26 protein-coding genes are annotated in these 26517 nt (G+C 45.7%); 15 read left to right on the top strand and 11 right to left on the bottom strand.

Annotated elements, in window-relative coordinates; genetic code table 11:
* Window positions 1-54: 54 nt before the first annotated feature.
* Window positions 55-576: an NUDIX domain-containing protein gene (locus tag AB8599_RS21495; RefSeq protein ID WP_407333768.1), complete on the bottom strand. Its 522-nt coding sequence runs from the start codon at window positions 574-576 to the stop codon at window positions 55-57.
* A gap of 490 nt (window positions 577-1066) precedes the next feature.
* On the opposite strand from AB8599_RS21495, the gene AB8599_RS21490 reads away from it, so the two are divergent.
* From AB8599_RS21490 to AB8599_RS21475, 4 genes are all read left to right on the top strand, one after another.
* Window positions 1067-2221 (top strand): HD-GYP domain-containing protein, encoded by a 1155-nt coding sequence (locus AB8599_RS21490; protein WP_407333767.1) that lies wholly within the window; start codon window positions 1067-1069, stop codon window positions 2219-2221.
* Between the two features lie 148 nt (window positions 2222-2369).
* The gene (locus tag AB8599_RS21485) at window positions 2370-2792 is read left to right on the top strand and encodes a DUF3010 family protein (protein WP_407333766.1); all 423 of its coding nucleotides are present in this window, start codon (window positions 2370-2372) and stop codon (window positions 2790-2792) included.
* Between the two features lie 243 nt (window positions 2793-3035).
* A complete protein-coding gene (locus AB8599_RS21480; RefSeq protein ID WP_407333765.1) occupies window positions 3036-4496 on the top strand; it encodes a bifunctional transcriptional activator/DNA repair enzyme AdaA in 1461 nt (486 codons plus the stop codon).
* Window positions 4496-5020, top strand: coding sequence for a methylated-DNA--[protein]-cysteine S-methyltransferase (locus tag AB8599_RS21475; protein WP_407333764.1), 525 nt, complete (start codon window positions 4496-4498; stop codon window positions 5018-5020). The genes AB8599_RS21480 and AB8599_RS21475 overlap by 1 nt, the downstream gene beginning before the upstream one ends.
* On the opposite strand, the gene AB8599_RS21470 is transcribed toward AB8599_RS21475, so the two are convergent.
* Together AB8599_RS21470 and pdsO are read right to left on the bottom strand one after the other, a co-directional pair.
* Window positions 4993-5442 carry a GNAT family N-acetyltransferase gene (locus AB8599_RS21470; protein WP_407333763.1) on the bottom strand — a complete coding sequence of 150 codons (450 nt, stop codon included), beginning with the start codon at window positions 5440-5442 and terminating at the stop codon, window positions 4993-4995. The genes AB8599_RS21475 and AB8599_RS21470 overlap by 28 nt on opposite strands.
* A gap of 10 nt (window positions 5443-5452) precedes the next feature.
* Window positions 5453-6178: a sortase-associated OmpA-like protein PdsO gene (gene pdsO / locus AB8599_RS21465; protein ID WP_407333762.1), complete on the bottom strand. Its 726-nt coding sequence runs from the start codon at window positions 6176-6178 to the stop codon at window positions 5453-5455.
* Window positions 6179-6401: 223 nt separating this feature from the next.
* On the opposite strand from pdsO, the gene pdsR reads away from it, so the two are divergent.
* From pdsR to AB8599_RS21450, 3 genes are read left to right on the top strand one after another with little or no spacing between them, the layout of a single operon-like run.
* Window positions 6402-7097: a proteobacterial dedicated sortase system response regulator gene (gene pdsR / locus AB8599_RS21460; protein WP_407333761.1), complete on the top strand. Its 696-nt coding sequence runs from the start codon at window positions 6402-6404 to the stop codon at window positions 7095-7097.
* Entirely contained in the window at window positions 7094-9280 is a 2187-nt protein-coding gene (gene pdsS, locus AB8599_RS21455; protein WP_407333760.1) for a proteobacterial dedicated sortase system histidine kinase, read from the top strand. Before pdsR ends, pdsS begins: the two co-directional genes overlap by 4 nt.
* 32 nt (window positions 9281-9312) lie before the next feature.
* On the top strand, window positions 9313-9936 hold the full coding sequence (locus tag AB8599_RS21450; protein ID WP_407333759.1) for a glutathione S-transferase family protein: 624 nt from the start codon (window positions 9313-9315) through the stop codon (window positions 9934-9936).
* 147 nt (window positions 9937-10083) lie between these two features.
* On the opposite strand, the gene AB8599_RS21445 is transcribed toward AB8599_RS21450, so the two are convergent.
* Window positions 10084-10431 (bottom strand): helix-turn-helix domain-containing protein, encoded by a 348-nt coding sequence (locus AB8599_RS21445; protein WP_407333758.1) that lies wholly within the window; start codon window positions 10429-10431, stop codon window positions 10084-10086.
* 150 nt (window positions 10432-10581) lie between these two features.
* Between AB8599_RS21445 and AB8599_RS21440 the strand changes: the two genes are divergently transcribed.
* Window positions 10582-10788, top strand: a complete 207-nt coding sequence (locus AB8599_RS21440) for a DUF3283 family protein (protein ID WP_407333757.1) — start codon at window positions 10582-10584, stop codon at window positions 10786-10788.
* Window positions 10789-10874: 86 nt separating this feature from the next.
* On the opposite strand, the gene AB8599_RS21435 is transcribed toward AB8599_RS21440, so the two are convergent.
* The 5 genes from AB8599_RS21435 to AB8599_RS21415 form a co-directional block, all read right to left on the bottom strand.
* Complete coding sequence (locus AB8599_RS21435; RefSeq protein WP_407333756.1) at window positions 10875-11543, bottom strand: SAM-dependent methyltransferase; 669 nt, start codon at window positions 11541-11543, stop codon at window positions 10875-10877.
* Between the two features lie 111 nt (window positions 11544-11654).
* Window positions 11655-13280 (bottom strand): diguanylate cyclase, encoded by a 1626-nt coding sequence (locus tag AB8599_RS21430; protein ID WP_407333755.1) that lies wholly within the window; start codon window positions 13278-13280, stop codon window positions 11655-11657.
* Window positions 13281-13436: 156 nt separating this feature from the next.
* The gene (locus AB8599_RS21425) at window positions 13437-14102 is read right to left on the bottom strand and encodes a cupin domain-containing protein (RefSeq protein ID WP_407333754.1); all 666 of its coding nucleotides are present in this window, start codon (window positions 14100-14102) and stop codon (window positions 13437-13439) included.
* A 229-nt stretch (window positions 14103-14331) separates the two neighbouring features.
* Window positions 14332-16221: a DEAD/DEAH box helicase gene (locus tag AB8599_RS21420; protein WP_407333753.1), complete on the bottom strand. Its 1890-nt coding sequence runs from the start codon at window positions 16219-16221 to the stop codon at window positions 14332-14334.
* Between the two features lie 305 nt (window positions 16222-16526).
* Window positions 16527-18194, bottom strand: coding sequence for a GGDEF domain-containing protein (locus AB8599_RS21415; RefSeq protein ID WP_407333752.1), 1668 nt, complete (start codon window positions 18192-18194; stop codon window positions 16527-16529).
* Window positions 18195-18399: 205 nt separating this feature from the next.
* On the opposite strand from AB8599_RS21415, the gene AB8599_RS21410 reads away from it, so the two are divergent.
* Window positions 18400-20433: an exoribonuclease II gene (locus tag AB8599_RS21410; protein ID WP_407333751.1), complete on the top strand. Its 2034-nt coding sequence runs from the start codon at window positions 18400-18402 to the stop codon at window positions 20431-20433.
* Between the two features lie 885 nt (window positions 20434-21318).
* Here the strand turns inward: AB8599_RS21410 and AB8599_RS21405 are convergent.
* A complete protein-coding gene (locus AB8599_RS21405; RefSeq protein WP_407333750.1) occupies window positions 21319-21558 on the bottom strand; it encodes a hypothetical protein in 240 nt (79 codons plus the stop codon).
* Between the two features lie 118 nt (window positions 21559-21676).
* Here AB8599_RS21405 and AB8599_RS21400 point away from each other — a divergent pair, with 118 nt between their 5' ends.
* Window positions 21677-22543, top strand: a complete 867-nt coding sequence (locus AB8599_RS21400; RefSeq protein ID WP_407333749.1) for a LysR substrate-binding domain-containing protein — start codon at window positions 21677-21679, stop codon at window positions 22541-22543.
* 135 nt (window positions 22544-22678) lie between these two features.
* Window positions 22679-23212 carry a C40 family peptidase gene (locus tag AB8599_RS21395; protein WP_407333748.1) on the top strand — a complete coding sequence of 178 codons (534 nt, stop codon included), beginning with the start codon at window positions 22679-22681 and terminating at the stop codon, window positions 23210-23212.
* Window positions 23213-23226: 14 nt separating this feature from the next.
* Here the strand turns inward: AB8599_RS21395 and AB8599_RS21390 are convergent, their stop codons facing one another.
* Entirely contained in the window at window positions 23227-23943 is a 717-nt protein-coding gene (locus AB8599_RS21390; RefSeq protein ID WP_407333747.1) for an SDR family NAD(P)-dependent oxidoreductase, read from the bottom strand.
* A 128-nt stretch (window positions 23944-24071) separates the two neighbouring features.
* Between AB8599_RS21390 and folM the strand changes: the two genes are divergently transcribed.
* From folM to AB8599_RS21370, 4 genes are all read left to right on the top strand, one after another.
* Window positions 24072-24785, top strand: a complete 714-nt coding sequence (gene folM / locus AB8599_RS21385; RefSeq protein ID WP_407333746.1) for a dihydromonapterin reductase — start codon at window positions 24072-24074, stop codon at window positions 24783-24785.
* 18 nt (window positions 24786-24803) lie between these two features.
* Window positions 24804-25166 carry a dihydroneopterin triphosphate 2'-epimerase gene (gene folX / locus AB8599_RS21380; RefSeq protein ID WP_407333745.1) on the top strand — a complete coding sequence of 121 codons (363 nt, stop codon included), beginning with the start codon at window positions 24804-24806 and terminating at the stop codon, window positions 25164-25166.
* 128 nt (window positions 25167-25294) lie between these two features.
* Window positions 25295-25831: a cytochrome b gene (locus AB8599_RS21375; RefSeq protein ID WP_407333744.1), complete on the top strand. Its 537-nt coding sequence runs from the start codon at window positions 25295-25297 to the stop codon at window positions 25829-25831.
* Window positions 25831-26400: a YceI family protein gene (locus AB8599_RS21370; RefSeq protein WP_407333743.1), complete on the top strand. Its 570-nt coding sequence runs from the start codon at window positions 25831-25833 to the stop codon at window positions 26398-26400. Before AB8599_RS21375 ends, AB8599_RS21370 begins: the two co-directional genes overlap by 1 nt.
* The last annotated feature ends 117 nt before the right edge of the window (window positions 26401-26517 follow it).

Raw genomic sequence — 26517 nt, 5'->3', positions numbered from 1 at the left:
TGCCCACGCATGTGGTAACGATTTAGGCTGGGTCTCCCAGCCTTTTTGATCGTGTTAGCACGCAATCTCGCGAGCAATACGTTCTAGCAAAAATGTTTCACGTTCAACCGACAGCCCCTGCTTATCGCTTTTCGCCATCGTTTCCTTGTTATGGGTTATCGCTTCATGAATATTCACCCAAACAGGACGCATGCCGTTTTTAACTTCATAGTCCTCTAGCGACACCTCACCAAGCTCTTCATCAATATCACACCAAAAGCACTTAGACACCATGTGCATGACGTCGTAATCCGGTTTGTGCCATGGTCGAAATTCTTCATAAGCACCAAAAGGACGAATATTGCGAACGTTCTGAGCGCCTGTTTCTTCTTTCAATTCACGGATTAGACCATCAACTTCATTCTCGCCTGAGTCAACGCCACCCCCCGGCAAAGAATAATCGTGGTATCGCTCAGTAAACAGCAACAAAATGTCAGTGCCACGAACGACAATCGCTCTTGAGGCGAGTCGATGAAACACAGATTTGTCTTCAAGCGTGTGCACGTCTGGGTGAGTTGCGGTTTTAAGTGTTCGCATTGATTAAGCCCAAAAATCAAAAAAAGGCGACCACTGCGCCAAATCGAACACGCACTCTATAGAGACTATGAACACGAATCAAACCAAATACGTGAGATTGCTCACATTAATTTGTCGTGTCATATCAACTCGTACTTTGCTTTTGAATCACTTCACTTAGAATACGGTGACCCTTTAGAAAGGCGTCATGAATCTTCATTGTGCTGGCATTCGCGACATAGCCGTGTTTTGTTCAAAAGCCACTTGTTATCATGAACCTATCGAGTGTGTATTAGACCATTGAAACACCGTTTTTCAGAATGCTGTACTGCTAATACCCTGCAAAAAAGAGCATTTTGTCTCTTAATTGAACCAAATTCTCGTATTTTGTATATAGTTATACTCATCATTAGAAGCAATTTTTGTTCATCATCATCTGCCACGCTTTAAACATTGGTCTTTTTCACCTTTGAACAACAACGATTAGAACATTGATACGGAGCCCACATCAATGCTGCAAAAAGTCGACATTGATAACGTTGAGATTGGAATGTATGTCGAGCAGATCGAATCTCAAAGTGCACGTACCAAAATGAAAAAACCGGGCTTTATCCGAAGACAGGACACCATCGATAACCTGCGCGCAAAGGGCGTGATGTTCGTTTACATCGATGCCGATCAGATTACATCGGACGAAGATATTCGTTACAAAGAAACCAAAGTCGGCAAACACTCCTCAATAACTGGCAACGATGAGTTTGCAATAGCCAAAGAGCTCGTCGATAAATCTAAAAAACAGCTCAGCAAATTGCTTAGGGATGTCTACGAAAATAAGCCAGTCGATATCGAGCCAGTAAAAGAAATCAGCGCCGACATCGTGGAAAATATTTTTGAGCGCCGAGAAGCTGTGCTTTGGATAAGTGGTATTCGTGAGAAAAGCGCATATCTGCTTGAACACTCCATGAACGTTGCTTTTCATTTGGTGAATTTTGGGCGCTTTTTGGAACTAGACCGAGCAACCCTCGAAGATTTAGCTGTGGGTGGCTTGGTTCATGACATCGGCAAGATTTTGGTTCGAGATGAAGTGCTAAACAAACCGGGTAAGCTTACTGACGAAGAGTTTGTGCACATGAAAGAACATCAAACGCTTTCTCAACCCGTGCTCGATAACATGACAGACCTGCCGACAATCAGTAAAAACGTGAGTTTAATGCATCACGAGAAGATCGACGGGAATGGTTATCCAAATGGCCTGAAAGGTGATGAGCTTCCCCTCATTGGCCGGATGTCTTGTATTGTTGATATCTACGATGCACTGACTGCTGAGCGCTGCTATAAACCCGCACTTTCTCCCTCTGAAGCGTTTAAAATCATGATAGGTTTAACGCCCTTTCATCTTGACGCCGATTTGCTCAAGAAATTTATCCGATGTATTGGGTTTTACCCTGTCGGCTCTGTCGTTGAACTAAGTAATGGTCGTGTCGGTTTAGTGTGCAAAGAAAATCCAGAAGATCTCATGACGCCGACCGTAAAGCTTTTCTACTCTGCACGCACAGATGCTTTTCGCGAAGTTGAGTACATTGACATGAGAAAGCGCCCTGATTTGAAGATCGTTCGGGGTTTGACGGAAGCAAAACTCAAAACCAATTTCAGCGAATTTCGATAATCCCTCCTAAATTTTCTTCTGAGAATACGAAAACTCACATTTTTTTGCCTTAAACAGCAGCATTCAGCCAGAGTTACCATCTTTCTCCATGACCCGTGACCCACTATTGCCTATAATGCTTGGTTCATTAACTCGTGGAATAAGAAAAATGCGAATTTGTGCTGTCGATTTTAAAAGCAATGAGGCGAACATCTGTCTGTTGGAACTTAAAGAAGGACTGTTCGATGTGCCTGATTGTCGTGCACGTAAATTTACCATCACTGATGGATCAAGCACTGAACAAATCCGTCACTTCCAAAAGCAATTCGCGCAGCTGATGACTGACTACAAAGTAGACAAGATTGTTATCCGTGAACGCCCAATGAAAGGCAAATTTGCGGGTAGTGCAATTGGCTTCAAGTTAGAAGCGGCGCTTCAGCTTATTCAAGGCATGGACTGTGAGGTGTTTTCATCTTCAGCCATGAAAGAATCACTAAAACGCAGCCCAGTAATGGTTTCACTAAAAGAAGTGGGCCTAAAGCAGTTCCAAGAACTGGCGTTTACCACTGCGTGTGCGTACTTGAACAAGTAACGACGATAACAGGCTGCAATCAAGCAGCCTGTTTTCTTTTCTGTTTCACTTCCCCCTCCACTGCTCGACTGCTTCCAGTTTCTCGCGCTTTCATTTCCTCGCTTCGCTATATACCTAAACAAACTCAAGATGCTTGGGCATGCGCTTCATATTTTACCTTTTACTATTCAGTTCCGATTCTGGCGAATCAAGCCCCCAACAAATGCTAAAGTGACATCAGATAGACTAACGGTGTAGAACGTCATGGATACAAACCCTTCACTCTTCCAACAAGCACGGCTTTCGCGTGATGCGCGTTTTGATGGGCTGTTTTACACCGCAGTGCTGACTACGGGTATCTATTGCCGTTCCATTTGCCCTGCTCCGCCACCAAAAGAAGAGAACGTACGTTACTTTTCAAGCGCATATGAAGCGGCCTCCCAGGGGTTTCGTCCTTGTTTACGTTGTCGACCCGATAGCGCACCAGGCTCACCCGCATGGCTAGGCAAGAAAACCACCTTAAAACGTGCGCTTGAACTCATTCAGGATGGCTATTTACAGGAAAATAGCATTCCCGATTTGGCAGAAAGATTAGGCGTTACGGATCGTTACGTAAGAAAGTTATTCACTGAATCTTTAGGCTGCTCCCCAAAGCAATTTGCACAGTATCAGCAAATTCTATTCGCTAAGAAACTGCTCCATGAAACCACCTTATCTATCGCTGACATTGCTTTTGCTTCTGGCTTTAACAGTGTGCGGCGCTTTAACGATTGCTTTCAGCGACAACTCGCTCTGTCTCCTAGCCAAGTGCGAGGAAAGAGAACATCACCGTCCAATTCACTCTTCGTCACCCTCAGTTATCGCCCGCCTTATGATTGGCTGCAATTTCATGCGTTTGTGGAAGCAAGACTCATTCCCAATGTCGAATGGCTGAGTGAAATAAGTTATGGGAGAACCTTCCTTCATGGGATTGAGAAAGGCCAATTTACGGCAACGTGTGAACCAGACAGAAACCGATTTCGGGTTGAGATCCAATTGGCTGAGCCCAAGCATTTGTATCCGATTCTCAATCGAATCCGCAAACTCTTAGATCTCGATGCTAACCCAGATGGAATGACTCAAGCGATGGGTGAAGATCCCAACCACGCTTTGTTGAGTGGAACACGCATTCCTGGCACATGGGATATGTTCGAAGCAGGTGTGCGCGCGATCTTTGGCGAATCGATGCTTGCTGAGTCGATGCTGGGTAAATCGAAGTGTGATGAATTAATACAAAGCTCAGAGGTGCTAAAGCCATCGATTGAACGGTTGTTGATCCGTGATGTAACTACCCATACCGCCTATTTTCCAAACGCTGAAGCATGGCTATCGGATGTTGAATCATCAACACTACCGGATGTCATGAAGCAGATGTTGTCAGCATGGGCTAAATTTTGTCTCTTAGGACAAACTACACAAGACCATGGCGATCACAACACAAATAATATTAATACTCGAGATAACAGAACGCCTCCACTCAGCACGACACAGTTTGACTACGCCTGTCTCCGCGGTGCGGGTTCACCTGATCTTGCAGGCCTACTCAATACGTCGGAAGGATTAATTGCCGATTCACACCAAGGTGCTCCTTGGCGAAGTTATGTTGCATTGCGTCAAACCTATGAGCAGCAGACCCCGCATTCAATCGTCCCCTTTCGCAGGCATGAAGAACATAAGGACTTATGATGAAACAGTATCGCTACCACTACGATTCACCGCTGGGTGTCATCACGCTGACCGCATCAGAAAAAGGTCTGACGTCGTTATCTTTACCCACCTACAAATATGACATTCCAGTTTCTGAACACGAGATAACGACACGTGTGCCTTTCAATGATGTGATTGAACAATTGGACCGTTACTTTGCGGGAGAACATGTTGAGTTTTCAGTGTCGTTAGATTTATTAGGAACAGTATTTCAACAGCAAGTCTGGGCGGCGTTACAAACCATTCCGGCAGGTGAAACGCGTTGCTATGGGGATCTCGCGGCTGACATTGGTAAGCCTTCAGCTTCTCGGGCCGTAGGGGCCGCCAATGGTCAAAACCCCATTGCGATCATCGTGCCTTGCCATCGTGTGATTGGAAAAAGCGGTAAACTCACGGGATATGCGGGAGGGCTCGACGCCAAAGCTTGGTTGCTCAACCACGAACAAGCGATGGCGGCGAATATACCCAAAGAACCTCAAGATGCAGCCACCAGTACACGATGAGCCAATAGCTTTATAAAGCGCATTGGTGTTATACGATAACCAAGATGCAGATAAAAACCATGTGCTTCTTCTCTACTGATATGACTGGTGACTTCAATGCGCATACAACGCCGATGCTTGAGGTATTGCTCCGCATGATCGAGCAATTGTTTGCCTATGCTCATGTCACGGAAGTTATCATCCACCACGATGGCGGAAATTCTTCCCCATGGCATATCATCATGGACGACATCTACTGTATGTAAGGTGATAAAACCAACCACTAAATCGCATATCTCTGCGACAAACAATGTATCTCTTTCTTGCTTCATGATCCGTTCAAGCTGTACTGCTGTTTGGTCGAGATCAGCGTGATATCCGAGAGATCGGCAGAGCGCATTAATGCGCTCCGCGTCTTCCAAGGTGGCAGGACGAATAATCATAACTGCGCCTTTAATTGTTTGCTGTTGCTTGACTGGCGGACACCGAGCGTAAGCTCACACGACGGTCGAAAAAATAGCCTTCACGATCGCCTTCGGTTTCAATGGCCAGCTGATTTCCGTAAGCGGTTTGAAGCAATTGCTCAGGGGTGACACCTTGCTCAATCAAGTAGTCAAATACGGCTTGAGAACGCTGTTGTGAAAGCTGCAAATTGTATTCTGAATTACCACGGACATCAGCGTGCCCTTCCAAATCCCAACGTACGCCTGGTTGACTGCGCATCCATTCAGCCACTTCATTTAGCTGTTGTTTGAAATGCGGCTCGATCTCGGCCGAGTTGGTTCGAAATTGAATATCCATCGCCAGATCTAGATTGACCTCTTTGTCTTTTATTGCCGCTTTTAGGTTCGCCAACTCGAGTTCATTTTGCACATACCTATCTCGGTACGTGGTGAGCTGCACGTTTTCGTCTTGAATATCTGCGATGATTTGCTCCTGCGCAGCATTTTGCTTATCGGAACTGGCAATTTGACCAATCAACCCACCCACCAGTGCACCAGCAACTGCACCGACTGGCCCACCAATCACCGCGCCAAATGCAGCTCCACCACCAAAACCCATCATTTCTACCGTGGTGTCACGTTCAGCATTCACCGCTTGCTCGCCTGCATAAACAGTAGAAACCGCCATTGGAATAACCAGAGAAATCGTTACCAGTGTCTTGTTGAATTTTTTCATTGTGTTTTCCTCATCCTAAGTAGGGATTGGGTATAAACCCGTTTGTTGTTTCGATGAGGTCATTAAAACAAGGCAAAATGGCACTGACTGGGAGCAAAAATGGCAATGTAACGAGCAAATGTGGCAAAAATATGGCTTTTGCCTCGAATCGCTTTTCTGCCCTTTTACCCCGTGTATTTTCGGGTATAGTCAAATCATCTTGTGGTTGATTATCTGAGTAAAAATGAAACGTATTGCCATCGTAGAAGACGAACCCGCCATCCGTGAAAACTATGCTGATGTGTTGAGAAAGCAAGGATATGCCGTCTCAACCTATGCCAATCGCCAAGATGCCGAAGATGGCTTTAAACAACGTTTGCCCGATCTGGCGATCATTGATATTGGTCTTGCCCATGAAATTGATGGCGGTTTTCAGCTATGCCAGACTGTTCGTGCTATGTCAGCCACCTTACCCGTGATTTTTCTGACCGCACGTGACAGTGATATTGATACTGTCGTTGGTCTTCGGATGGGCGCGGATGACTACTTAACCAAAGACATTAGTTTGCCCCACCTCATGGCACGCATTGCCGCGCTTTTTCGCCGCAGTGAACTTTTAAGCCTCGCAGCGACTGACACAGAGTCTTTGCTTGAGCGGGGACAGCTAACGCTTGATCTCAATCGTATGCAGGTCAAGTGGGGCGAACAGACGGTAGACCTCACCGTGACCGAGTTTTGGCTAGTTCATGCCATGGCAAAACGTCCGGGGCATGTGCGCAGTCGCCAAGATCTGATGCACGAGGCGCATGTGGTGGTGGATGACAGCACCATTACTTCCCACATCAAGCGTATTAGAAAGAAGTTTATCGCTCTTGATGCTGAATTTGATTATATCGATACGGTTTATGGCATGGGCTATCGCTGGGATAGCAGCAAATGAAACGCGTTTTTGAGCCAGTCTGGCGCTGGGTAGCGGGTATTCGCACCAAAGTTGTACTGCTGTCAGGTTTGCTTTTACTGCTTCCCTTTATTGGTTACAACTATGTGTGGGAATTGGAAAACGTTTTACGACAAGGGCAAGAACAAACGCTCATGGGCTCTGCGCGTGCGTTTTCTATGTCACTCAATCAGCAGCCTGAGCTTTTTGAACGCCAGTTAGCCACTAAGCCCCGCTTGGAAAAAGGCAAAGACCTGTACGCCGTCGCGTTACAGACCCCGATAGACATTGATGGCTCAACGCTTGACTGGGAGCGATACAATTCCCATCGGACACGCTACAGCGATAGCGATGTTATCTTTAGCCGATCTCCTTATCAGTCAGAAGATCTCAATTTCGATCTTATTCTTGCCAGCGATGGTGATGAGATCTTTGCCATGATCGATGTCATCGACAAATCCCCAATATTAAAACGTGATAACACTCATCGCATCGACCGAAATGACCATATTGTTCTCTCGTTAACCACACCGAATGGTGAACTCAAACGCTATGCGATCTTCGCCACTAAAAGCGGGCCTGCTGATGTGTCTCTAATCGAAACCACAATTTCAGACACTGGGCACAACTTTCCCTCAGAAGTCATTCGTGGCTGGTGGCAAGAAACGGCGCAAGGCTATGTCATCGAGCTCGCCATACCTGATTGGCTCGTGGGCGAAAAACTCGGTATAACTTACTACAACGTTAAAGACCCATTTAACCGTGACGTCGAAACGATCCTCACTACTTCGAATTCTCGCAACGCAGAGACGCTCGGCACGCTGCTTGTGCCTTCGCCTGATCTTGAGCGTGTATTAACCAAGATCAACGACGGTAACTCAAGAGTTTGGGTGGTTGATAAACACGGGCGCGTTCTGGCCAAAACCGGTGATTTGCAATCCGCCAACGGGGTGTGGGAAACGACGATCAAATACCAAGACCCGCCCTCCGGCATCATGGGCTGGATACAAACCAACATCCTCAACCCTTTTTACTATCAATTACTTGATCGGCCACCCGAAAAGATTGTCGATGCCATGCAGCACGCCGCCGTCGTAAGAGGGGTCGAAGTTCAGCAAGCCTTGATTGGTAGACCCTATGCCAATTGGCGTATCACCCCCGATCAAGGGGCGATGATTTTGTCTGCCGCCTACCCCATTAAAGTCAATGGCGATATTGTGGGTGCTGTGGTGGTTGAAGAAACAACGAATGGTATTACAACATTGCGAAACAAAGCGCTTGAGCAACTGTTCAATGTGCTGCTTGCGGTGATTATTATTGGCGTGGTGGTGCTTCTCTTATTTGGTTCGCACATATCAAAGCGTGTGCGCAAATTACGTGATGATGCGGAAAGCGCTATTGACCCACAAGGCCGAGTGAGACACCAGCTCGAACCCGCTGAAAGCAGAGACGAAATCGGCGATCTCTCTCGCACCATGTCTACCATGGTGACGCGCCTGTCTGACTACAACAGCTACTTGGAGAAAATGTCTTCAAGCCTCTCTCACGAATTGAGAACGCCTGTCGCTGTTGTTCGTTCATCGTTAGAGAATCTTGCATTTGTTACCGCAGATGCCGACCAGCATCGTTACATCGATCGCGCTCAAGAAGGCGTTGCTCGACTTGCGACTATTTTAACTAGCATGACCGAAGCCACGAGGCTTGAACAGAGTTTTGAACATGCAGAGAAAACCCATTTCCCACTCGACAAAGTGGTCTCAGGTTGCGTCCAAGGATACGAATACGCGTATTCTACGCAATCCTTCACACTGATCATGAATAATGGACACTATGACATGGTCGGTGTACCCGAATACATTGCGCAGTTGCTCGATAAATTAATCGCAAACGCCGTGGAATTTCACACACCCGAAACTGCTATTGATATTCAACTGACACAAGATGATAAGCAGGCTCAGATCACGGTTTCAAACCTTGGCCCTAAATTACCAGAAAATATGGGAAATCAATTATTGGCTTCCATGGTCTCTGTACGGGATGAAAAGCAAAAATCCGACAAACCCCACTTGGGGCTAGGATTGTATATTGCTCGCTTAGTGGCAGAGTTTCACGGCGGTGAACTTGCTATTGCCAACCGTGCAAGCGGCGATGGTGTTGTTGTTACCGTTTGGCTGCCTTTAGCTTAAACTTAGTGTCAGCCCAAAAACATGGAGTTGTTATGAAATTATATGAAAAAGGTCCTGCACCGAGTGCACGACGCGTTAGCCTGTTTATGGCAGAAAAGGGCATCGAGATCCCAAGAGTTGACGTCGACATTCGTGGCGGAGAAAACATCTCCGATGCGTTCAAAGCGATCAGCGTAACTGGCAGGATCCCCGCGCTTGAACTTGATGATGGCACAACCCTGTGTGAATCCATCGCGATCTGCAGGTATCTCGACGTGGCATTTCCCACTGATCACGCCCTTTTTGGAGATAGTGCAGTGACTATTGGTCAAGTCGAAATGTGGAATCGTATTGCTGAGCTGCAAGGGCTATTTACTGCGTTTCAAGCATTTCGCAACCTTACTGGTATCTACAACGACAGAGAGCGCTGTGTCGATGCATGGGGAGAGGAATCAAAACAACGCGTTATCGAGTTTTTACCGCTAATGGAAAATCGCTTAGCACAATCCCCTTACCTGGCAGGCGATCGTTTTTCAGTGGCCGATATTACCGCATATGTGATGTGTGGTTTCATTAAAAATATGGACATTCATATTGATGAATCACTGCCTTCCATTCTCGCTTGGCAGCAGAAATTAAGTAAACGCCCTGCATTTATTGCGGTACAAGCATCTTGATGACACTTAGGTAAGTCACGCCGATAAAAACGGAATTGATGACGCTTATACCTAAACAAGCTCAAGATGCTTGGGTATACATGTCGGCTTTAAAAAGCATGATCAAAAAAGCCATCCTCAATGAATCATTTCACGGGATGGCTTTTCTTATGTCTCTTTCAGAAACTCAATGAATACCTGATTGTCTGAATATTCAACCTTGGTGACTTTACCATCCACGGTTAAAGATGTTCTCACTGTCACACTTCCTCCAGACATGTTTTCACTGCGACTTCTCAAGCTGGGCAATGCCTGATGAGGATCTAAGCCAATCTCTTTACACAAACGAAAAACGAAACTCTGTTCCATTGGAACATCACCACGCAGTGCTTTCGATAACTCAAGTTGACTGACGCCCAATCGCTTCGCCATATCAATCTGCGTGATACGCAATTTTGCTTTATAAGACATCCACGCATCGTAAAGTGTTTGCCTGTCGTGATAGGTAAATTCCATTATTCCCCTCTGCTACCTACCAAATCGATAGCGTTATAGTAAGGAATCAGGCATTTTCTTTGTCAGTTAATCGTAAGGGCTGCGTAAGCACTTGTCTCACTCCACACTCTTCGATATGGTAGCGCCGTTAATCAGACTACGAGATTTACCATGAGCTATAACCTAGCCCTGCTCCCAGCAGATGAAAAACAAAAAATCGAATTAGACAAACAGGCATCTTTCGCGGTTTGGCAGGTGAAAAATGCGTTAGCAGAGAGAAGTACCTTTGCGCAGCAAGCACAAGCATTGAGCGATGAAAACGAGCGCGCACATTTCGTTGATTGCGTAGAAAAATATTCAAAAATAATGGGGCTGTAAACAGCCCCATTTTTCTGTCTAATACCTGTCATTTTTCTCATGCAAATTGTTGTTCGTACAACCATAGAAATGACGATGCCGCGTTTCTATTTCTTGGTCAGTAACGCCACGTACTTATTGCTGTCATCACAATAGACAACGCGACAATTGAAGTTCTTACTTTCCGCAACGCGTCGCAACGTCGACATGCCGACGTCAAACCACGGCACTTCTTCACTCACTCTACCATCGAACTCAAAGGTTAAATGACGTGTTCGATAGCCTTCATATTTGAGGTTTTCAGAACTGAGGATTAAGCGCCCACCGGGATAGAGATTCCGATGCGCCAAATCAAGGAAGTGGAAAAAGTTTCTAATATTACCCAGTTGCCCTATCACGCCACGCAGCGCCAACCACGTAAAAGTGCGGTCAAACATCGGGTGCTGATCAAACAAATGACCACAGATAACTGACGGCACCCCACGCTGATGCATGATGGCACACGCAATCGGAGAGCTGTCGACAGAAATGACTTTGATTCCTTTCGCGACCAGAAACAGTGAATGCTCACCACCACTCGCCCCAATGTTTAAAACACTTCGTCGACAATACGAAAGTGCAATCCTATCTGTAGCAACATCCTCAGGGCGACGGAAAAAGTCGGACGTCGGTATCACTGACGTTCCATTGCTTTCCCTTACAATGAGTTTCCCTGATTTATTGCCGTTGTAATAGCTGGCTAATGCGGTACCAAATACTTCAACAACGCTCTGCATGACCAATCCCCCTGTTATTCAACTAAGAGAATACGCCGATGCAATACAGAGATGTGTCTCATTTTAACAACAACTGAACTGTATCAGCTTAAAGTGCTAGTACTTGACTTGTCACAAAGTACTGATTTGATGGCTTTGTGCTTGCTTCTTTCTACGTTTATTTTGATACATAGTTTGGTCTGCATCACTAAGCCATTGTTCTGCAGACAATACATCTGGAGTGAGTTCTTTCTCACCTAAGCTCAAGGTCACCGTAATGTTGTTAGGTAATCCTTCACTATTGATATCCTGACAAAGCCTTTCTAATATTTGAGGCACTTCTGATTTGGCGGTATGGCGAAAAAGTACAACAAATTCATCGCCGCCTATTCGTCCGGCCACATCTGAATCACGGATATTACGGGTTAGATGCTCGGCAATCTTAACCAATACTTGATCACCCACGTCATGGCCAAACGTATCGTTGATCCCTTTGAATCCATCCGCATCAATATAGACAAGCAGAGAGGGATCTCCCGTCATCGAGAAGGTCTCATACGTTTCTCGAATGTCATTCATGATCGCATGGCGTGATTTAATCCCCGTCAGGGAGTCATACTCCACCAATTGACGCAGCTTCTGAGCCATGTTTACCACGGTGTCCCGTTGGACAATTTCCGCCGTAATATCGGTTAGCGTGCCAACACGATAGATCAGCTCATCATTGCCATCGAATACACAATGTCCGCTATCACGGATGTGCTTGATTCGGCCATCTGGGAACAATAAACGGTAGTTCATAAACCACGAGTCCGTAGACGAAGAAAATCTGGTCTCCGCAGCAATCTCTCTTTCCGATGGATGAATTTTGTTCAAGAACGCGCGAGGATCTCCATAAAGTGACTCTGAGGGTTCTTCCCACACCGTTTCGTAGCATTTGTTCACGTAGAAAAGCCGCATCGGATCAGCACCCGATATCCAAACAACAGAGCTGACATTTTCTGCAATTACGCGGAATCGTCGTTCAGAAGTCGCAATCACGTCTTGAAGTTGTTTCTCTTCATGAATATCAAACACAGAGATAATAAAACAAACGCTGCCGGTATGATCATCTTCTACAGCAGAAACAAACGTTCTTACCCACAGTTGATGTCCATGCTTATGAATGTATCTTTTATCGACGTGATAGTGGCCTCCCCCCGCCCCATGCAACGCTAAGCGCTGTCTTAGGGGGTGCTCGCAGTTGGCATCTGAGGAATAAGTCAGTTCGAAGTCTGTCTTCGTTTTTAATTCTTCTGTGTCGTAACCAAGCAATGAGTAAAACGCGCTATTAACATCGAGAAAATAACCATCGGCGTCAACAACAGCCATTCCGCACGGCAGTCTATCTATTGAAAAACCCCCGATATTAACGGCTTCTTGATTCAACGAAAACGCAGCAATGTATGTCAGTGAAGGCGAAGATATTTCTGCGCTCACGTTCAATGTATAAGTGCAGGAGGAAGCGCCAAATGTGATGACCTTGCTAAAAGGCTCAGGAGATGTGAAAGCGATCGTTGTCGAAAAGTGCTGCTTAATTTCCTGCCAAACAGCCGAAGACGTAAAGTCATCGATGTGATGACGAGTTTGTGGCAACCGCAATAGTTTTTGGCATTCGCGATTGATATGGACAATATCGCCCTGCTCATCAAGTATCAGCATGGGGACAGGTGCAATATCAAAATAGAGCATCTGCGATTTATTTTGAGTCTGAAACATCCGAGTCCGTCATATCCTAGTGTTGCCGAGGCACAATCAAGAAAGCGCTCGAACTATAGAGCTAAGCACTCAAGCAATATACTAGCGGTATGGTGGACAGACATTTGTATCACTTTCAAGCCAGACATAAAGAAAGCGCTTTCGAAGTGTAATAAACTACAATGCACCCGGATAAGGAAGATGGCCAACTTTCACCCACAACAAAGTGTCTTCTTCAGCGAACGGGTTGTATTCAAACATGTGCGGATTACGAATCCAGGTTCCTGCCGGGTACTTCCCATATTCATCTCGATACTCTCCACTTAGTACCAAGATCTCCTCTCCACAAAAGTGAGAGATCGAGAAAAAGTGCTGACCCGCAGGCCAACGTATCATGGCAACCTGCTCGCCGTTGAATTCATGAAGTGGCAACATTTTTAAGCGCCCCTGCCCATCAATCCATTTCTTTTCGTCGCCCGTGTCTATACGTATCTGATGGTGGTCGTTTGCAGAAAACTGATGCAGTTTCACTAACAAGGTGCAGCCAACTTCGCTAAATGGCGCGTGAGCACTTCCAGGAGGGTTTCGTATGTAGGTTCCGGCAGGATAATCGCCAAATTCATCTGAGAAGACACCATCGAGAACCAGTATTTCTTCGCCAAGCGGGTGCTCATGGCGCTTGAAAACACTCTTAGGTGCATATTTTACGATACTTGTCGCGTGTCCTCGTTCTGCCTCTTCGCGTGCCAGAGGTTTCCGAAGTACACCTTGTGCGGGTGAAGGCTGCCAATTGAGTTCATTGGTGTTGATCACTACCCGTTTATCATACTGCATGTTCAGCATAAGACATTCCTCAAGCAGGGAAACACTTGTCCCTCCCAATTTAGGCTTGCTGTTTCAATAATATAGTCATACCGTCAGAGACTAGCCGTCCCAATCGTTGGAACTCATTGATTAATGCGGATACCCATGTAACCTCAAAAGTCTTGCCGGGTATATTATTATTCTAAAAAATAACAGGCACAAAAAAGCCGACTTTCGTCGGCTTTTTCTATGGTCATTTCACAACAGATTATGCGTCTGCTGGACGACGGTCAGTGCGAGCTGCAGCTGGACGACCGTTACCACCACGGTCACGGTTGAAACGACGCTCACCAGAAGGTTTGCCACCGTTACCACCGCGAGGTCCGCGCTCATCAAAACGACGTGCACCACCAGCATTAGCGCCACCGTTGCGATCACCGCCAGTACGACGACGTGGTGGCTCCATGTTCACGTGACCTTCAACCAATTGTGCATCTGTCGCTTTCTGACGAATACGCAATTGCTTCAGTTGAGCCATGATTTCGTTAGGCATTTTCTTCGGCAATTGAACGTAAGTGTGGCCAGTAGCCAACTTGATAGAACCGATGAATTGCTTCTCTAGGCCAAGTTCGTTTGCGATAGCACCAACGATATCTTTAACCTGAACACCTTGGTCACGGCCAACTTGCAATTGGTAAGTATCCCAATCAGCAGCGTTGTAGCTACGACGCTCACCACGATCAGCACCACGCTCAGGACGGCTACCGTCACGAGGACGCTCATCACGACGTGATTCACGGCGTTTGTTCTCACGCTCAATCGCAGAGATCATTGGGTCAGGACCGGTGTAGAACAACGGGCGCTTACCTTGTTGACGCTGAAGCAGCATCGCAGCAAGCGTCACAGTATCAACTTCGATCTGTTCTTGAAGCTTCTCGATAAGACCAACAAACGCTTCTAGGCTTTCAGACTCTTTCTGCTCAAGCAGGTCAGCAGCCAGTGCAGCAAGACGCGCTTCTGCCACTTTGTCACGCATTGGAAGTTGGATTTCTTCCATACGAGTAGAAGTGACACGCTCAATGGTGCGCAGCATGCGGATTTGGTTGGTACGAACCAACAGAATCGCTTTACCAGCACGACCAGCACGACCTGTACGGCCGATACGGTGAATGTATGATTCAACGTCGAATGGGATATCGTAGTTGAAAACGTGCGTGATACGTGGAACATCAAGACCACGAGCAACAACGTCAGTTGCAACCAGAATATCGATAACACCACGTTTGATGTGATCAACAGTACGCTCACGCAGTGACTGAGGGATATCACCGTGCAAGGCAGCAGCTTTAAAGCCACGCGCTTGCAACCAATCAGCCAGACGCTCAGTATCCTGACGGGTACGAACGAATACGATTGATGCGTCAGTTTCTTCAGTTTCCAGAAGACGTGACATTGCTTCGTCTTTTTCTACGCCTTTAACAACCCAGTATTGTTGCTCTACTTTCTCAACAGTACGGTTGCTACCAGCAACGTCAATGCGTGCAGGGTTACGTAGGAAACGGTCAACGATTTCTTTAACGATTGGAGGCATGGTTGCAGAGAACAATACACGTTGTGCACTTTCTGGCGCTTGTTCCATGATCCAAGTTACGTCGTCAACGAAACCCATCTTCAACATTTCGTCAGCTTCATCTAGAACGAAAGTTTTCACTTCGTCCAGTTGTAGACGCTCACGGTTGATAAGGTCTTTAACACGACCAGGCGTACCAACAACAACGTGAGCACCTGAACGAAGTGCACGCATTTGATCAACGATAGAAGCTCCACCGTAGATCTCTAGCACTTTCAGACCAGCGATGTTTTTACCCAGAAGTTTAACTTCTGCAGCAACCTGAATGGCCAATTCACGAGTAGGCGCCATAACAATAGCTTGTGGCTTGTGTTGGTTCAGATCGATTTTATTCAGAACTGGCAGTGAGAACGCTGCGGTTTTACCCGTACCGGTTTGTGCCTTGCCCAGTGCATCAGCACCAGTCAATAGAAGAGGAATCGAAGCCGCTTGGATTGGCGTTGGTGAAACAAAGCCGATTGAATCTAAAGCGGAAAGAAGGTTTTCAGACAGATCTAACTGACGAAATTCAGTAACGGTATCTTGCATTGGGATCCCAATATATAGACTAAAGTAACGGGGCCCCTGCTAGCGGTTTCGTACTGTTATATTTTACTGATGCAGGGTCATTATTGTTTACGACAATGACGTCCTACTCTCTGCAACAGTAACTAACGCTACGGGCCTCGACAAATAAGGGTCAGAATTCTGCGCTATTAAACTAAAAAAAGCCAGAAAAAATTGAACAAGTTCACAATTTTTTCTACGACTGATGACATTTTGACTGCAATAGCCTAATTCGCTAGCAAATTGTCGTTATTTTAGACACGACACTGCAGAACTCGTCTGCCTTTTTAGTCTACGCACACCCGATTCTGCCCCAATCTTTCCGCCATCATTCGTTGTTTTTCCGCTTTTTTAAGCAGTGAACTTTGCTTGGTAAAAAGAGAAATACCGTTAAGATTGACACCGATACTTAGGGTTATCCTCTGATAAACCGTTGATGCGCAATTTCGAATATTAAGGTGGTACACAGAATTAACGAGAGTTTCAGCCCGCTCGCGCAACTGAATTTCATCGTCATATTGCAACAAAAGTACAAACTCTCCAGGTGACGTTGTCACTAAAGAGTAAGCATCGATTCCCGCCAAATTGTCTTCAATCGATGAAGTGATTGAACGCAAGATATGCTTGGCAGAATCTGCACCATATTTTTTCTGATACCCATGGAAAAAATCAATCGCTATAGATATTACCGCTAAAGATGCTTTTTGCTTTCGAGCATGAGAAACCACCCCAGCAAAACTGAGCGAAAGGTGCTTTGCATTAGGTAAGCCAGTGACACTATCGATGACATTGGCCCACATACCCTGTCTTTTACTTTCGGCCAATTTTCGTCTTAACAATATTAACTCTTGCGCTTGTTGCTTGTGCGCAATCTGCAGTTGAGACAATTTAGAATTCGCAGACTCCGTCTCACGCAATTTTATGATTTTCTGACAAACAGATGCAGCAAGCAGCTTTATCGCTTCTTTCTTTGGTTCATCTAATACCGAAGCATAAAGCAGGTTGTCTGCCGCAAACCAACCGATACATTCATCTTGGTCCCACATCGCCATCATGATGTTCCAGCCGATCCCAACTTCTTCAAGCCCGAAATAGAGCGGAACATTCTCTTTAACGATCAGCTCATTTTTTCGTGAAAAGGCTTCTTCCATAAAAATGGTATTGGGCATTTCCTGACAAAAATCTGAACGGTCGACCACATTGCCATGAGGATCTGTTCCCCAAGTCCCCCACATTTTTGACGTTTCCATATCACAAAGGAAAATACCCATCCTATCGATCTGTAAGCGATCTCTTCCAAGCTCAATGGCAATGCGACACAGAGAATGGATAGACGTGGCTTTCGTAAATCGAAGTGATATTTCGTGAAGGCTTTTAAGGTAAGTGAGTTGAGAAGATAACGTGCGATTGTTTAACGCTAAGTCCAATTCGTTTTGTTTTCTAGAAAGTTGGAACTGAGTGATTTGATGCGTGAGCACCTTACATTTCAATTGAAACGCAGCATCTTGTCTCAGCCAGTCAAACTGCTCAGAGCGAAGCTTTCTAGTGTGGCCAGTGATGTCTGTCTCTACCAGCACATAGCCAAGCGATGCCCTACTTTTCGTTAAAGGGATCACCGCGTGCTCCCATTTGACATCATTTTTTTGCCAGCCCGCATTTAGTGACAAATCAGAGATGAATGAGAAATCGTGATGATGCTTTTTGGTCAGAAATGGTAAATCAATGAAGTAGCCGCTGTACGCTTCGACGGGCTTAAAATCGGGGTAAAACTTGAACACATGTTGAGTCTGACTAGCAGCAAGACGAAGCACATTATTTTCATAAAGGAATAACGCGATATTCTTAATGCCATTGTGTTTTATTAGTCGATCGAAAACACTTTCACACCAAGATTCAAGGGTGTCATCGGTTTCAATGGTCTTTTCAATCTGACGCTCTAATTCAGCACTTTCCATGTGCACATCCGCTCACACAATATCAACAGCGCTTATTCTGTCATCCGAATAAATTTACGCATTGCTGTTACATCAACTTTGAGATGCGCCACGAACTTTTAGTCTGCATTACTGAGTGAATTGTTTGCAGTTGTGCCGACGCATTCCTTGGTTTTGACGCGTCGAATACGTATAGTGTTGCGGTTCACATTCTGAGATCAGGCTAATGTTTCAAGACAATCCGCTACTTGCACAGCTAAAACAGCAAATTAAAGAAAACATCCCCAAGAAAGAAGGTACCGTTAAGGCCACCGAAAAAGGCTTCGGCTTTCTTGAAGTTGATAGCAAAACCAGCTACTTCATTCCACCTGTCTACATGAAGAAAGTCATGCATGGTGACAAGGTTATCGCACTGATCCGTACGGAAAAAGAGAAAGAAGTAGCGGAACCCGATGAACTGGTTGAACAATCCATTACGCGATTTATTGGTCGTGTAAAGCTAGTTCGTGGCAACCTTAATGTGGTGCCAGATAGTCCTCAACTCAAAGACGCTATTCGCGCAAAAACACGTAAAGGACTTAGCCATGACGCTTTGTCTGAAGGTGATTGGGTTGTCGCCAAGCTTATCCGCCACCCTTTAAACGGTGAAAACGGCTTCTTCTGTGAGATCAGTGAAAAAATCACTGATGCAAATGACAAGATCGCCCCTTGGTGGGTAACGTTGGCAAAACATGACTTACCAAACCAGGAGCCAGCTCCTCAGGAAAACTGGGAAATGCTGGATGAGTCGCTTGTCCGCGAAGACCTGACTGATGTGCCATTTATTACTATCGACAACGCATCAACCAAAGATATGGATGATGCGCTGCACACTGTTGCAAATGAAGACGGCACATTTACCTTAACCATTGCGATTGCTGACCCAACAGCCTACGTTGCAGAAGGGACAGAACTAGATAAGCAAGCGCGCGAGCGTGGCTTCACTATTTATCTGCCGGGTCGCAACATTCCAATGTTGCCACGTGAGTTGAGCGACGACCTTTGCTCACTACGTGAAGGCGAAATTCGCCCTGCACTTTGCTGTCGTGTCACCATTCAAGCAGACGGTACTATCTCCGATGATGCAACCTTCTTTTCAGCCACTATTAAGTCGCAAGCGCGTTTGGCCTACGACAATGTGTCAGATTGGATTGAAAACGGACATTGTGAAGGCTGGCAGCCATCAGATGTGATTGCTGAGCAGGTGAATACACTTCATCACCTTGCTAAAGCACGCGTTAACTGGCGCGAAACCAATGCTGTGACCTTCCCTGACCGTCCTGATTACCGCTTTGAACTCAGCGAAGACAACGACGTTGTCGCTATCCACGTAGAACCTCGCCGCATCGCAAACCGCATGGTTGAAGAAGCGATGATCACAGCGAACATTTGTGCAGGCCGTGCCCTACGCGAACATTTTGGCTTTGGTGTATTCAATACCCATGCAGGTTTTTCGCCAGAGAAAATGGCCGATGTGGTTGAGCTGATCAACCAACATGGTGGTGAAGTAAACGCCGAAACACTGGCAACGATTGAAGGTTTCAGTGCACTACGCCGCTGGTTGAACACGCAAGAAACGACGTTCTTGGACAACCGGATTCGTAAATACCAGGCATACAGCGAGATTGGCAACACGCCAGCCCCACACTTCGCCATGGGCCTCGACGTTTATGCGACATGGACTTCTCCGATCCGCAAATATGGGGACATGGTGAACCATCGTCTACTTAAAGCGATTGTGCGCGGCGAAACAGCCGCACAAACACCGGATGATCTCATTGGTGAAGAGCTCGCGCTGCACCGTAAGCATCATCGTATGGCTGAGCGCGATGTTTCCGATTGGCTGTATGTTCGTCTTCTTAAGAACGCCGTCAGTGAGAAGAAAACGTTCTTGGCAGAAATTTTCGACATCAACCGTGCGGGCATGCGTGTTCGTCTTCTTGAAAATGGCGCAATGACCTTCATTCCTGGCTCATTGATTTGTGAAAACAAAAAGCGTGTAGAGTGCAACGCTGACATGGGCATCATCTCTGTCGACGGCAATAAAGAGTTTCAGCTAGGCGACCAAATAGAAGTGATTATCACGGATATCAAAGAGCCTACCCGCTCAATTGTTGGCAGACCCACAAGAGAGTTTGCGGTGGTTGCAGAAAAAATTGAAACAGAAACAAAAGCTGAAGTAGTAGCAGAAGCAGAACAAGTCGCTGCAAAAAGCGAATAATCTACTGCATTATTTCTGTTCTAATAGCTGTCGGTAATCAAGTAGTTACTGCTAATCACGTAGTTACAGCTAAACGCCGAAAAGCGACAAAAAACTAAAAACGCCAGACACTGTGAAGTGTCTGGCGTTTTTTGATCGTATGCGTTTCGCTTCATCGGATTGAGTAAAATGCGGGCAATAAAAAACCCGGTCCATGGAGCCGGGTCAGGTTACCTTTTTAACTTTTCAATGCCGAAGCAACGTAAAGTCCAGCTATGCAGTAACGCCAAAATTGGACCAATCATTAGGTTGTCGGCGGCCAAACCAAATCCTTATGATTGTTTATTGTCCAAACCAGTTTGCTCTTTGCAAACCTTATTGTTATTCAATGTATAAATCAAAACGATGTTTTATGTTGCTACGCTGACTGAAACCTAAAGGAGAAACACTCTCTTCTCCAACGCTCATCGATCAACGTGTTTCAAACCTCATTCTGAACGCAGCCTGTCTAAACAGAGTGCAATTCATCTAAAGCGATGCACTAATATAGTGATAATACTCGCAAAAAACAAGGCGTGATGTAAACTTCATGTGAAAATTGGAATCACATGCCGGATGTAAAATAACCTTATTACTCATTGAGTTAGTTAAAGCGTAGACCGCACTACGAAAACTTGCCAACTCTTCGTCTAAGTTTTTATACGAAAAATGTCTACAAACATCTCTTTCACGGATAAGGCTGATCAAAACATATTTCGATGACAGAAATATTATCGATTTGCACCAACTCATTCGTCAAATTGGCAATAGATACTCAATCGATGAGCAAAAAAAAACCGCATCTTCATCAGGAGATGCGGCTGGATATGCAGAGCATATTGCCAAAGGACTCGTTCCTTACTGAGTTTATGGCTTCTTCAGTGACTCAATTTCTTTCTCAACTTCAGCGCGAGATATACCCACGTCATTCAGAAAGCTCTCGTCTTCAAGCTTCATTTCAAGTTCACTTCGTAACTGATAACGCCGCCATAAGCTCCAAATTTTGTTGACCAGATTTGCAATGAAACCGCCATGAAGCTTGGTTGGCATTTGATCGATGTCGATGCCATACCGAGAGTTTGTTGTTCTGCTCACTTTACTTCTCATGACGTTTCCCCTTTATTTGTGTCTCTTTTGCCATCCCACTTGACAGTTCAATATTTAAACAATTTAATTGTTAAGAAAAGCCAATATTTCTTAGGCTAAACTTCAAAGGAGTTGAAGTATGACTAACTTCGATATCGACCAGCTCAGAACACTCGTTGCGATCGTTGACTGTGGGAACTTTGCTGCGGCAGCGAATAGCGTTCACAGAACGCAATCTGCTGTGAGTATGCAAATGAAAAAGCTTGAAGAAGTTGCAGGCGTTGCCCTTTTTCAGAAACAAGGACGCCGTCATGTATTGACATCACACGGCATGACACTGGTCAGTTATGCCCGGCAAATGTTGATACTCAACGACGAAGCCATGGCGCATTTTCATAGCCCAGAAATGAATGGCATGGTCAAACTCGGCGTATGCGACGATTATGTGAATCTCGTGTTTCGTCGAATATTGACCGGTTTTTCTGAGCGGTATCCCAATCTACAACTTTCGGTCCAAAGTAACAGCAGCCAACGACTGCTCAAGCAAGTATTGGACGGACGCTTAGATCTTGCATTGATCAATATTCACGACCAAAGTTACCCTGCGACGCACCTTTTCACTGAAAAACTGGTTTGGGCAAAAGCCAAAAATGTTACCTATTGCAAAGACAGACCATTACCGCTTGCTATTGAAGTAGATTGCCGTTGGGGACGACTTGCTATGGAGATCCTTGACCGAGCGAGTATCCCTTATCAAGTCGTGCTTTCTGCTGCGGACTTCCATGGTTTAAACGCAGCGATTGAATCTGGAATGGCGGTTTCACTGATCGCCGCTTGTTCAGTGACAGAGAATATGGACTTGCTCGGATGGTTAAACACCAATTTGGTAGAAACGTCCATTGCCAGTGGGCTAAGCCTGAAACCCGGAGCGAGCGAGCCAGCAATTTTGGCATTGGCTGATTACATTACTGAATGGTACGGTCACCGAAATAGAAATGTCGCCTAAAAGCCCATAAAGGGAACAGACAAACTGACTGATTTGTGAGAATGATTAAACACTATGATTGGCTATATATTGCGCGGAAGTAGGCTGGCACTTAGACTCGAAATGTTTACGGCTAATTAGGTGTTTTCTCTACCGATGCGCGACATCATCACATTAAAAGCGATCTCTGTTGCCACCCTGATCCTCACGGGGTGTGAATCCAGTCAGACGGCAGAATCGCTAAATGCCACTAACGCGTATTATAAAACCGAGAGACCAAACTCACTCGCTCCGAACGTTCAAGCAGACGAACCTTTCAGTGACGCACTTGTGACCTACTTTGAAGAGTGGAAAGGTACGCCCTATCGTTGGGGCGGGGCGTCTAAAAAGGGGATAGACTGCTCTGCTTTTACTCAGCAGGCCTATCAAGCCGTGTTCCAACACCCACTGCCCCGCACCACGAGACAGCAAGTCACCAGGGGAAAGGAAACCCCTCTTCATGCTGCGAACTTTGGCGATTTAGTCTTTTTCAAAACGGGCTCCCGTCGCTATCACGTAGGTATCTATATCGGCGATAAGCAGTTCATGCATGCTTCTTCGTCTAAAGGTGTCATCATATCAACGTTAGATAATCCCTATTGGTCTGCGCGTGTTTGGCAGGTCCGCAGCTATTTGCCAGATCAGCGCTAATTGCTTTTACGTTTTTACCAAGGAACAATCGTCCCATCATGATGAAAAAGATGCCCTGATTCTTCCGCTGTCATCCGTTCAAACTGTGCCAGTATCCGATTAGCTGTTACCGAAGGCGAATAGAGCTTTTCAGCAGGCCAATTCTGGGTAAAAGGCTCAGAAAGAATACTTGGTGTCGTTCCAGGATGCATCGCAATCACCGAACAATTTTTTGCCCTTCTACCCCATTCAATCGAAAGCGTTTTGATAAACATGTTTAACGCTGCCTTCGACATACGGTAGCTATACCAGCCCCCCAGTTGGTTGTCTTCAATACTGCCCACTTTGGCGCTCAGCGAAATCCATTTTAGGAACGAATGAGAGTTAAGCAGAGGAGAGACAGCCTGCGCCAAATGGACATGCGGTAAGACGTTTACCGACATCGATTTATCAAGCCAATGCGCAGACACTTGGCCCACATGCTTTTCTGGCGAGTGCTGTTCATCGTGCAATATGCCAGTGCATTGAACAATACCAGCAAGTTCAGGCCAGAATGGTGTCACCCACTCTCGAATCGTATTCACGCTATGCGGTTGTGTAATATCGCAAATCAAGTGAGCCTTCGACGGTAAACCATCATGAGAGTCAGAACGACTGATCGTGATGACGTCATACCCTTTTTGACTCAATACCTTTGTGAGTGAGCAGCCAATCGTTCCATGTGAGCCAGCCACCAATACCGTCCTCTGCATCATCTCTCCTTAATTTGTTCTGCTAATATCATGTAAATCTCTGATTTGATGATTATCGTGATCTTTTCACTCATTTAAACGTATTGCGTTCGGTGCGAACAAAAGTACTGACCTTGGAATAAATTTATATGACTCAAGACACCATTGTGATCACTGGTGCTGCACAAAGAATAGGTTTTTCGCTCGCGAAGCATTTCGTTAAAAGCGGGAATCTTGTGATTGTGTCCTATCGTACGGAAAGAAAGGGGATATCACTCTTACGAGAGCTGGGTGTAGAGTGCATTCAAGCAGATTTTGCTACAGACGGCGGGATTCATCAATTTGCCCGTTCACTGGCTGAAAAAAATCTAACGATTCGCGCTCTCATTCACAATGCGTCAGATTGGAACGCTGAAAAGCACACAGACGATTATGCAGCCCTGCTTGACCAAATGATGCAAGTGCACGTGAAAGCGCCATACCTGCTAAATCAAGCGCTGGCGCCGTTTATGCGCAATGACAAGAACGCGGGCAGTGACATCATTCACTTTACCGATTACGTTGTAAAAAAAGGAAGCGCGAAGCACATCGCCTATGCTGCCAGTAAAGCCGCGCTGGATAACCTCACCCTCTCCTTCGCGCAGAAACTTGCACCACATGTTAAAGTAAACAGCATTGCTCCAGCACTGATCATGTTTAACGAGCGCGATGATGACGACTACAAGCGGAAAGCATTGGCAAAATCATTAATGTGCCTCGCCCCCGGTGAAACAGAAGTATTGAACGCCGTAGAATTCATCCTGAATAGCAATTACATGACGGGCCAAAGCGTCAACCTTGATGGTGGCCGAGCATTAAAATAACCAAACGGAACCATAGCTATGCAAAATGCGATTATCACTATTACCAATCTTCGCCTACGCACATACATTGGCTTTAATCCTGACGAGCAAGAAAAGAAGCAGGATGTGGTATTGAACATTGAAATTCATTATCCCGGCGATAAAGCCTGTTCAAGTGATGTGGTTGATGAAGCTCTGAACTATAAAGTGATCACGAAATCTATTATTGATCACGTCGAAAATGGTCGCTTCTTATTGCTCGAAAAATTAGTGTCTAGTGTTTTAGATATTGCGAAAGGGCACCATTGGGTCACGTTTGCCCGTGTAACTATTGATAAACCTCACGCACTACGATTTGCTGATTCAGTCTCATTGAGCCTAAGTTGGCAGCAGGAAGAATGAATCTTCATGCATAAATAGTAAGGTTCCTTCTATTTTTTCGAACAAGTTGTTCAGTTGTCAGTGCTTAACCTGCGCATTTTATTGATTATAATTCTCATTAACACTAATCAACTGGACGCGTCGCTGAAATGGAAAGAACCGCTAAGTATGGTCTTACACTCCGCCTTATCCACTGGCTCAGTGCTGTGCTTGTCATTGGCATGTTTGCTGCAGGTTTATGGATGGTTGACCTTACTTACTACAGCAGCTGGTATAAAACTGCGCCTCATTGGCACAAATCAGTGGGAATTTGTATTGCCGCACTGACTGTGTTTCGCCTTATCTGGCGCGCTGTTAAAGGTACGCCAAACATTGAAGGCAGTCGTTTCGAAAGAACTGCAGCGCATGCCGCACACCATACTCTGTACCTTCTCTTGTTCGTGATATTCGCGTCAGGCTACTTAATTTCCACATCAGATGGACGCCCCATCGACGTTTTTAACTGGTTTGCAGTGCCGGCATTGGGAGAACTCTTCCCTGATCAGTCGGATATTGCTGGAGCCATTCACTACTATGCTGCTTTTGTACTGATCGGCTTGGCTGTTTTACATGCCGCCGCCGCACTCAAGCACCACTTTATCGACAAAGACGATACGTTACGCAAAATGATTGGAGGCAAATCGTAATGAAAAAGACACTTCTAGCTCTAGGACTCGGTGCAGCGACAGTATTTTCTACTGCAACGTTAGCAGATGACTACGTCATTGATACCAATGGTGCGCACGCGTCAATCAACTTCAAAGTGCCACATTTGGGTTATAGCTTTATCAAAGGTCGTTTCAACGATTTTGGTGGTGAATTTTCTTACGACCCAGCAAATGTCACCGACTCTGTTGTCGTTGTAAACATTGATACCACCAGTCTTGATTCCAACCACGCTGAACGCGATAAACACTTACGAAGCGATGATTTTATCAATGCATCTAAGTTCTCTACCGCGACTTTTAAGAGCACATCAGTTGAAGAAAACGCTGATGGTACTTTGACGGTAAATGGTGATCTCACATTGCATGGCAAGACAAACCCAATTGCTATTCAAGCGAATTTCATCGGCGCAGGTGAAGACCCATGGGGTGGTTACCGTGCAGGGTTTGAAGGTGCAACACGTCTTGAGTTGAAAGACTATGGTATCGCTGTCATGGGTGCATCTAGCTATGTAGACCTAGAACTTCATGTCGAAGGTATTCGTAAGTAGATCCTTAACTAACTTCAGAAAAAATTCCCCCTATCAAACGGGCAGACATTAAGTTTGCCCGTTTTTTTACATCTCAATATACACAAATCTACGGAATAACAACTCTGATCTGCAACC

Source organism: Enterovibrio litoreus, from assembly GCF_045679545.1.
GTDB lineage: Bacteria > Pseudomonadota > Gammaproteobacteria > Enterobacterales > Vibrionaceae > Enterovibrio.
The sequence above is the reverse complement of the archived record's forward strand: the minus strand, read 5'-3'. Positions and strand labels throughout refer to the sequence as shown.

Excerpts from the sequence above, each read along its gene's own strand:
- AB8599_RS21435 (WP_407333756.1), bottom strand. The coding sequence starts at position 11,543 with ATGCAGAGCGTTGTTGAAGTATTTGGTACCGCATTAGCCAGCTATTAC.
- AB8599_RS21375 (WP_407333744.1), top strand. The coding sequence starts at position 25,295 with ATGGAAAGAACCGCTAAGTATGGTCTTACACTCCGCCTTATCCACTGG.
- AB8599_RS21390 (WP_407333747.1), bottom strand. The coding sequence starts at position 23,943 with ATGCAGAGGACGGTATTGGTGGCTGGCTCACATGGAACGATTGGCTGC.
- AB8599_RS21495 (WP_407333768.1), bottom strand. The coding sequence starts at position 576 with ATGCGAACACTTAAAACCGCAACTCACCCAGACGTGCACACGCTTGAA.
- AB8599_RS21415 (WP_407333752.1), bottom strand. The coding sequence starts at position 18,194 with ATGGAAAGTGCTGAATTAGAGCGTCAGATTGAAAAGACCATTGAAACC.
- AB8599_RS21395 (WP_407333748.1), top strand. The coding sequence starts at position 22,679 with ATGCGCGACATCATCACATTAAAAGCGATCTCTGTTGCCACCCTGATC.
- pdsO (WP_407333762.1), bottom strand. The coding sequence starts at position 6,178 with ATGAAAAAATTCAACAAGACACTGGTAACGATTTCTCTGGTTATTCCA.
- pdsR (WP_407333761.1), top strand. The coding sequence starts at position 6,402 with ATGAAACGTATTGCCATCGTAGAAGACGAACCCGCCATCCGTGAAAAC.
- AB8599_RS21450 (WP_407333759.1), top strand. The coding sequence starts at position 9,313 with ATGAAATTATATGAAAAAGGTCCTGCACCGAGTGCACGACGCGTTAGC.
- folM (WP_407333746.1), top strand. The coding sequence starts at position 24,072 with ATGACTCAAGACACCATTGTGATCACTGGTGCTGCACAAAGAATAGGT.
- AB8599_RS21480 (WP_407333765.1), top strand. The coding sequence starts at position 3,036 with ATGGATACAAACCCTTCACTCTTCCAACAAGCACGGCTTTCGCGTGAT.
- AB8599_RS21475 (WP_407333764.1), top strand. The coding sequence starts at position 4,496 with ATGAAACAGTATCGCTACCACTACGATTCACCGCTGGGTGTCATCACG.
- AB8599_RS21430 (WP_407333755.1), bottom strand. The coding sequence starts at position 13,280 with ATGTTTCAGACTCAAAATAAATCGCAGATGCTCTATTTTGATATTGCA.
- AB8599_RS21420 (WP_407333753.1), bottom strand. The coding sequence starts at position 16,221 with ATGCAAGATACCGTTACTGAATTTCGTCAGTTAGATCTGTCTGAAAAC.
- AB8599_RS21440 (WP_407333757.1), top strand. The coding sequence starts at position 10,582 with ATGAGCTATAACCTAGCCCTGCTCCCAGCAGATGAAAAACAAAAAATC.
- AB8599_RS21405 (WP_407333750.1), bottom strand. The coding sequence starts at position 21,558 with ATGAGAAGTAAAGTGAGCAGAACAACAAACTCTCGGTATGGCATCGAC.
- AB8599_RS21445 (WP_407333758.1), bottom strand. The coding sequence starts at position 10,431 with ATGGAATTTACCTATCACGACAGGCAAACACTTTACGATGCGTGGATG.
- pdsS (WP_407333760.1), top strand. The coding sequence starts at position 7,094 with ATGAAACGCGTTTTTGAGCCAGTCTGGCGCTGGGTAGCGGGTATTCGC.
- AB8599_RS21470 (WP_407333763.1), bottom strand. The coding sequence starts at position 5,442 with ATGATTATTCGTCCTGCCACCTTGGAAGACGCGGAGCGCATTAATGCG.
- AB8599_RS21425 (WP_407333754.1), bottom strand. The coding sequence starts at position 14,102 with ATGCTGAACATGCAGTATGATAAACGGGTAGTGATCAACACCAATGAA.
- AB8599_RS21490 (WP_407333767.1), top strand. The coding sequence starts at position 1,067 with ATGCTGCAAAAAGTCGACATTGATAACGTTGAGATTGGAATGTATGTC.
- AB8599_RS21400 (WP_407333749.1), top strand. The coding sequence starts at position 21,677 with ATGACTAACTTCGATATCGACCAGCTCAGAACACTCGTTGCGATCGTT.
- AB8599_RS21485 (WP_407333766.1), top strand. The coding sequence starts at position 2,370 with ATGCGAATTTGTGCTGTCGATTTTAAAAGCAATGAGGCGAACATCTGT.
- AB8599_RS21410 (WP_407333751.1), top strand. The coding sequence starts at position 18,400 with ATGTTTCAAGACAATCCGCTACTTGCACAGCTAAAACAGCAAATTAAA.
- AB8599_RS21370 (WP_407333743.1), top strand. The coding sequence starts at position 25,831 with ATGAAAAAGACACTTCTAGCTCTAGGACTCGGTGCAGCGACAGTATTT.
- folX (WP_407333745.1), top strand. The coding sequence starts at position 24,804 with ATGCAAAATGCGATTATCACTATTACCAATCTTCGCCTACGCACATAC.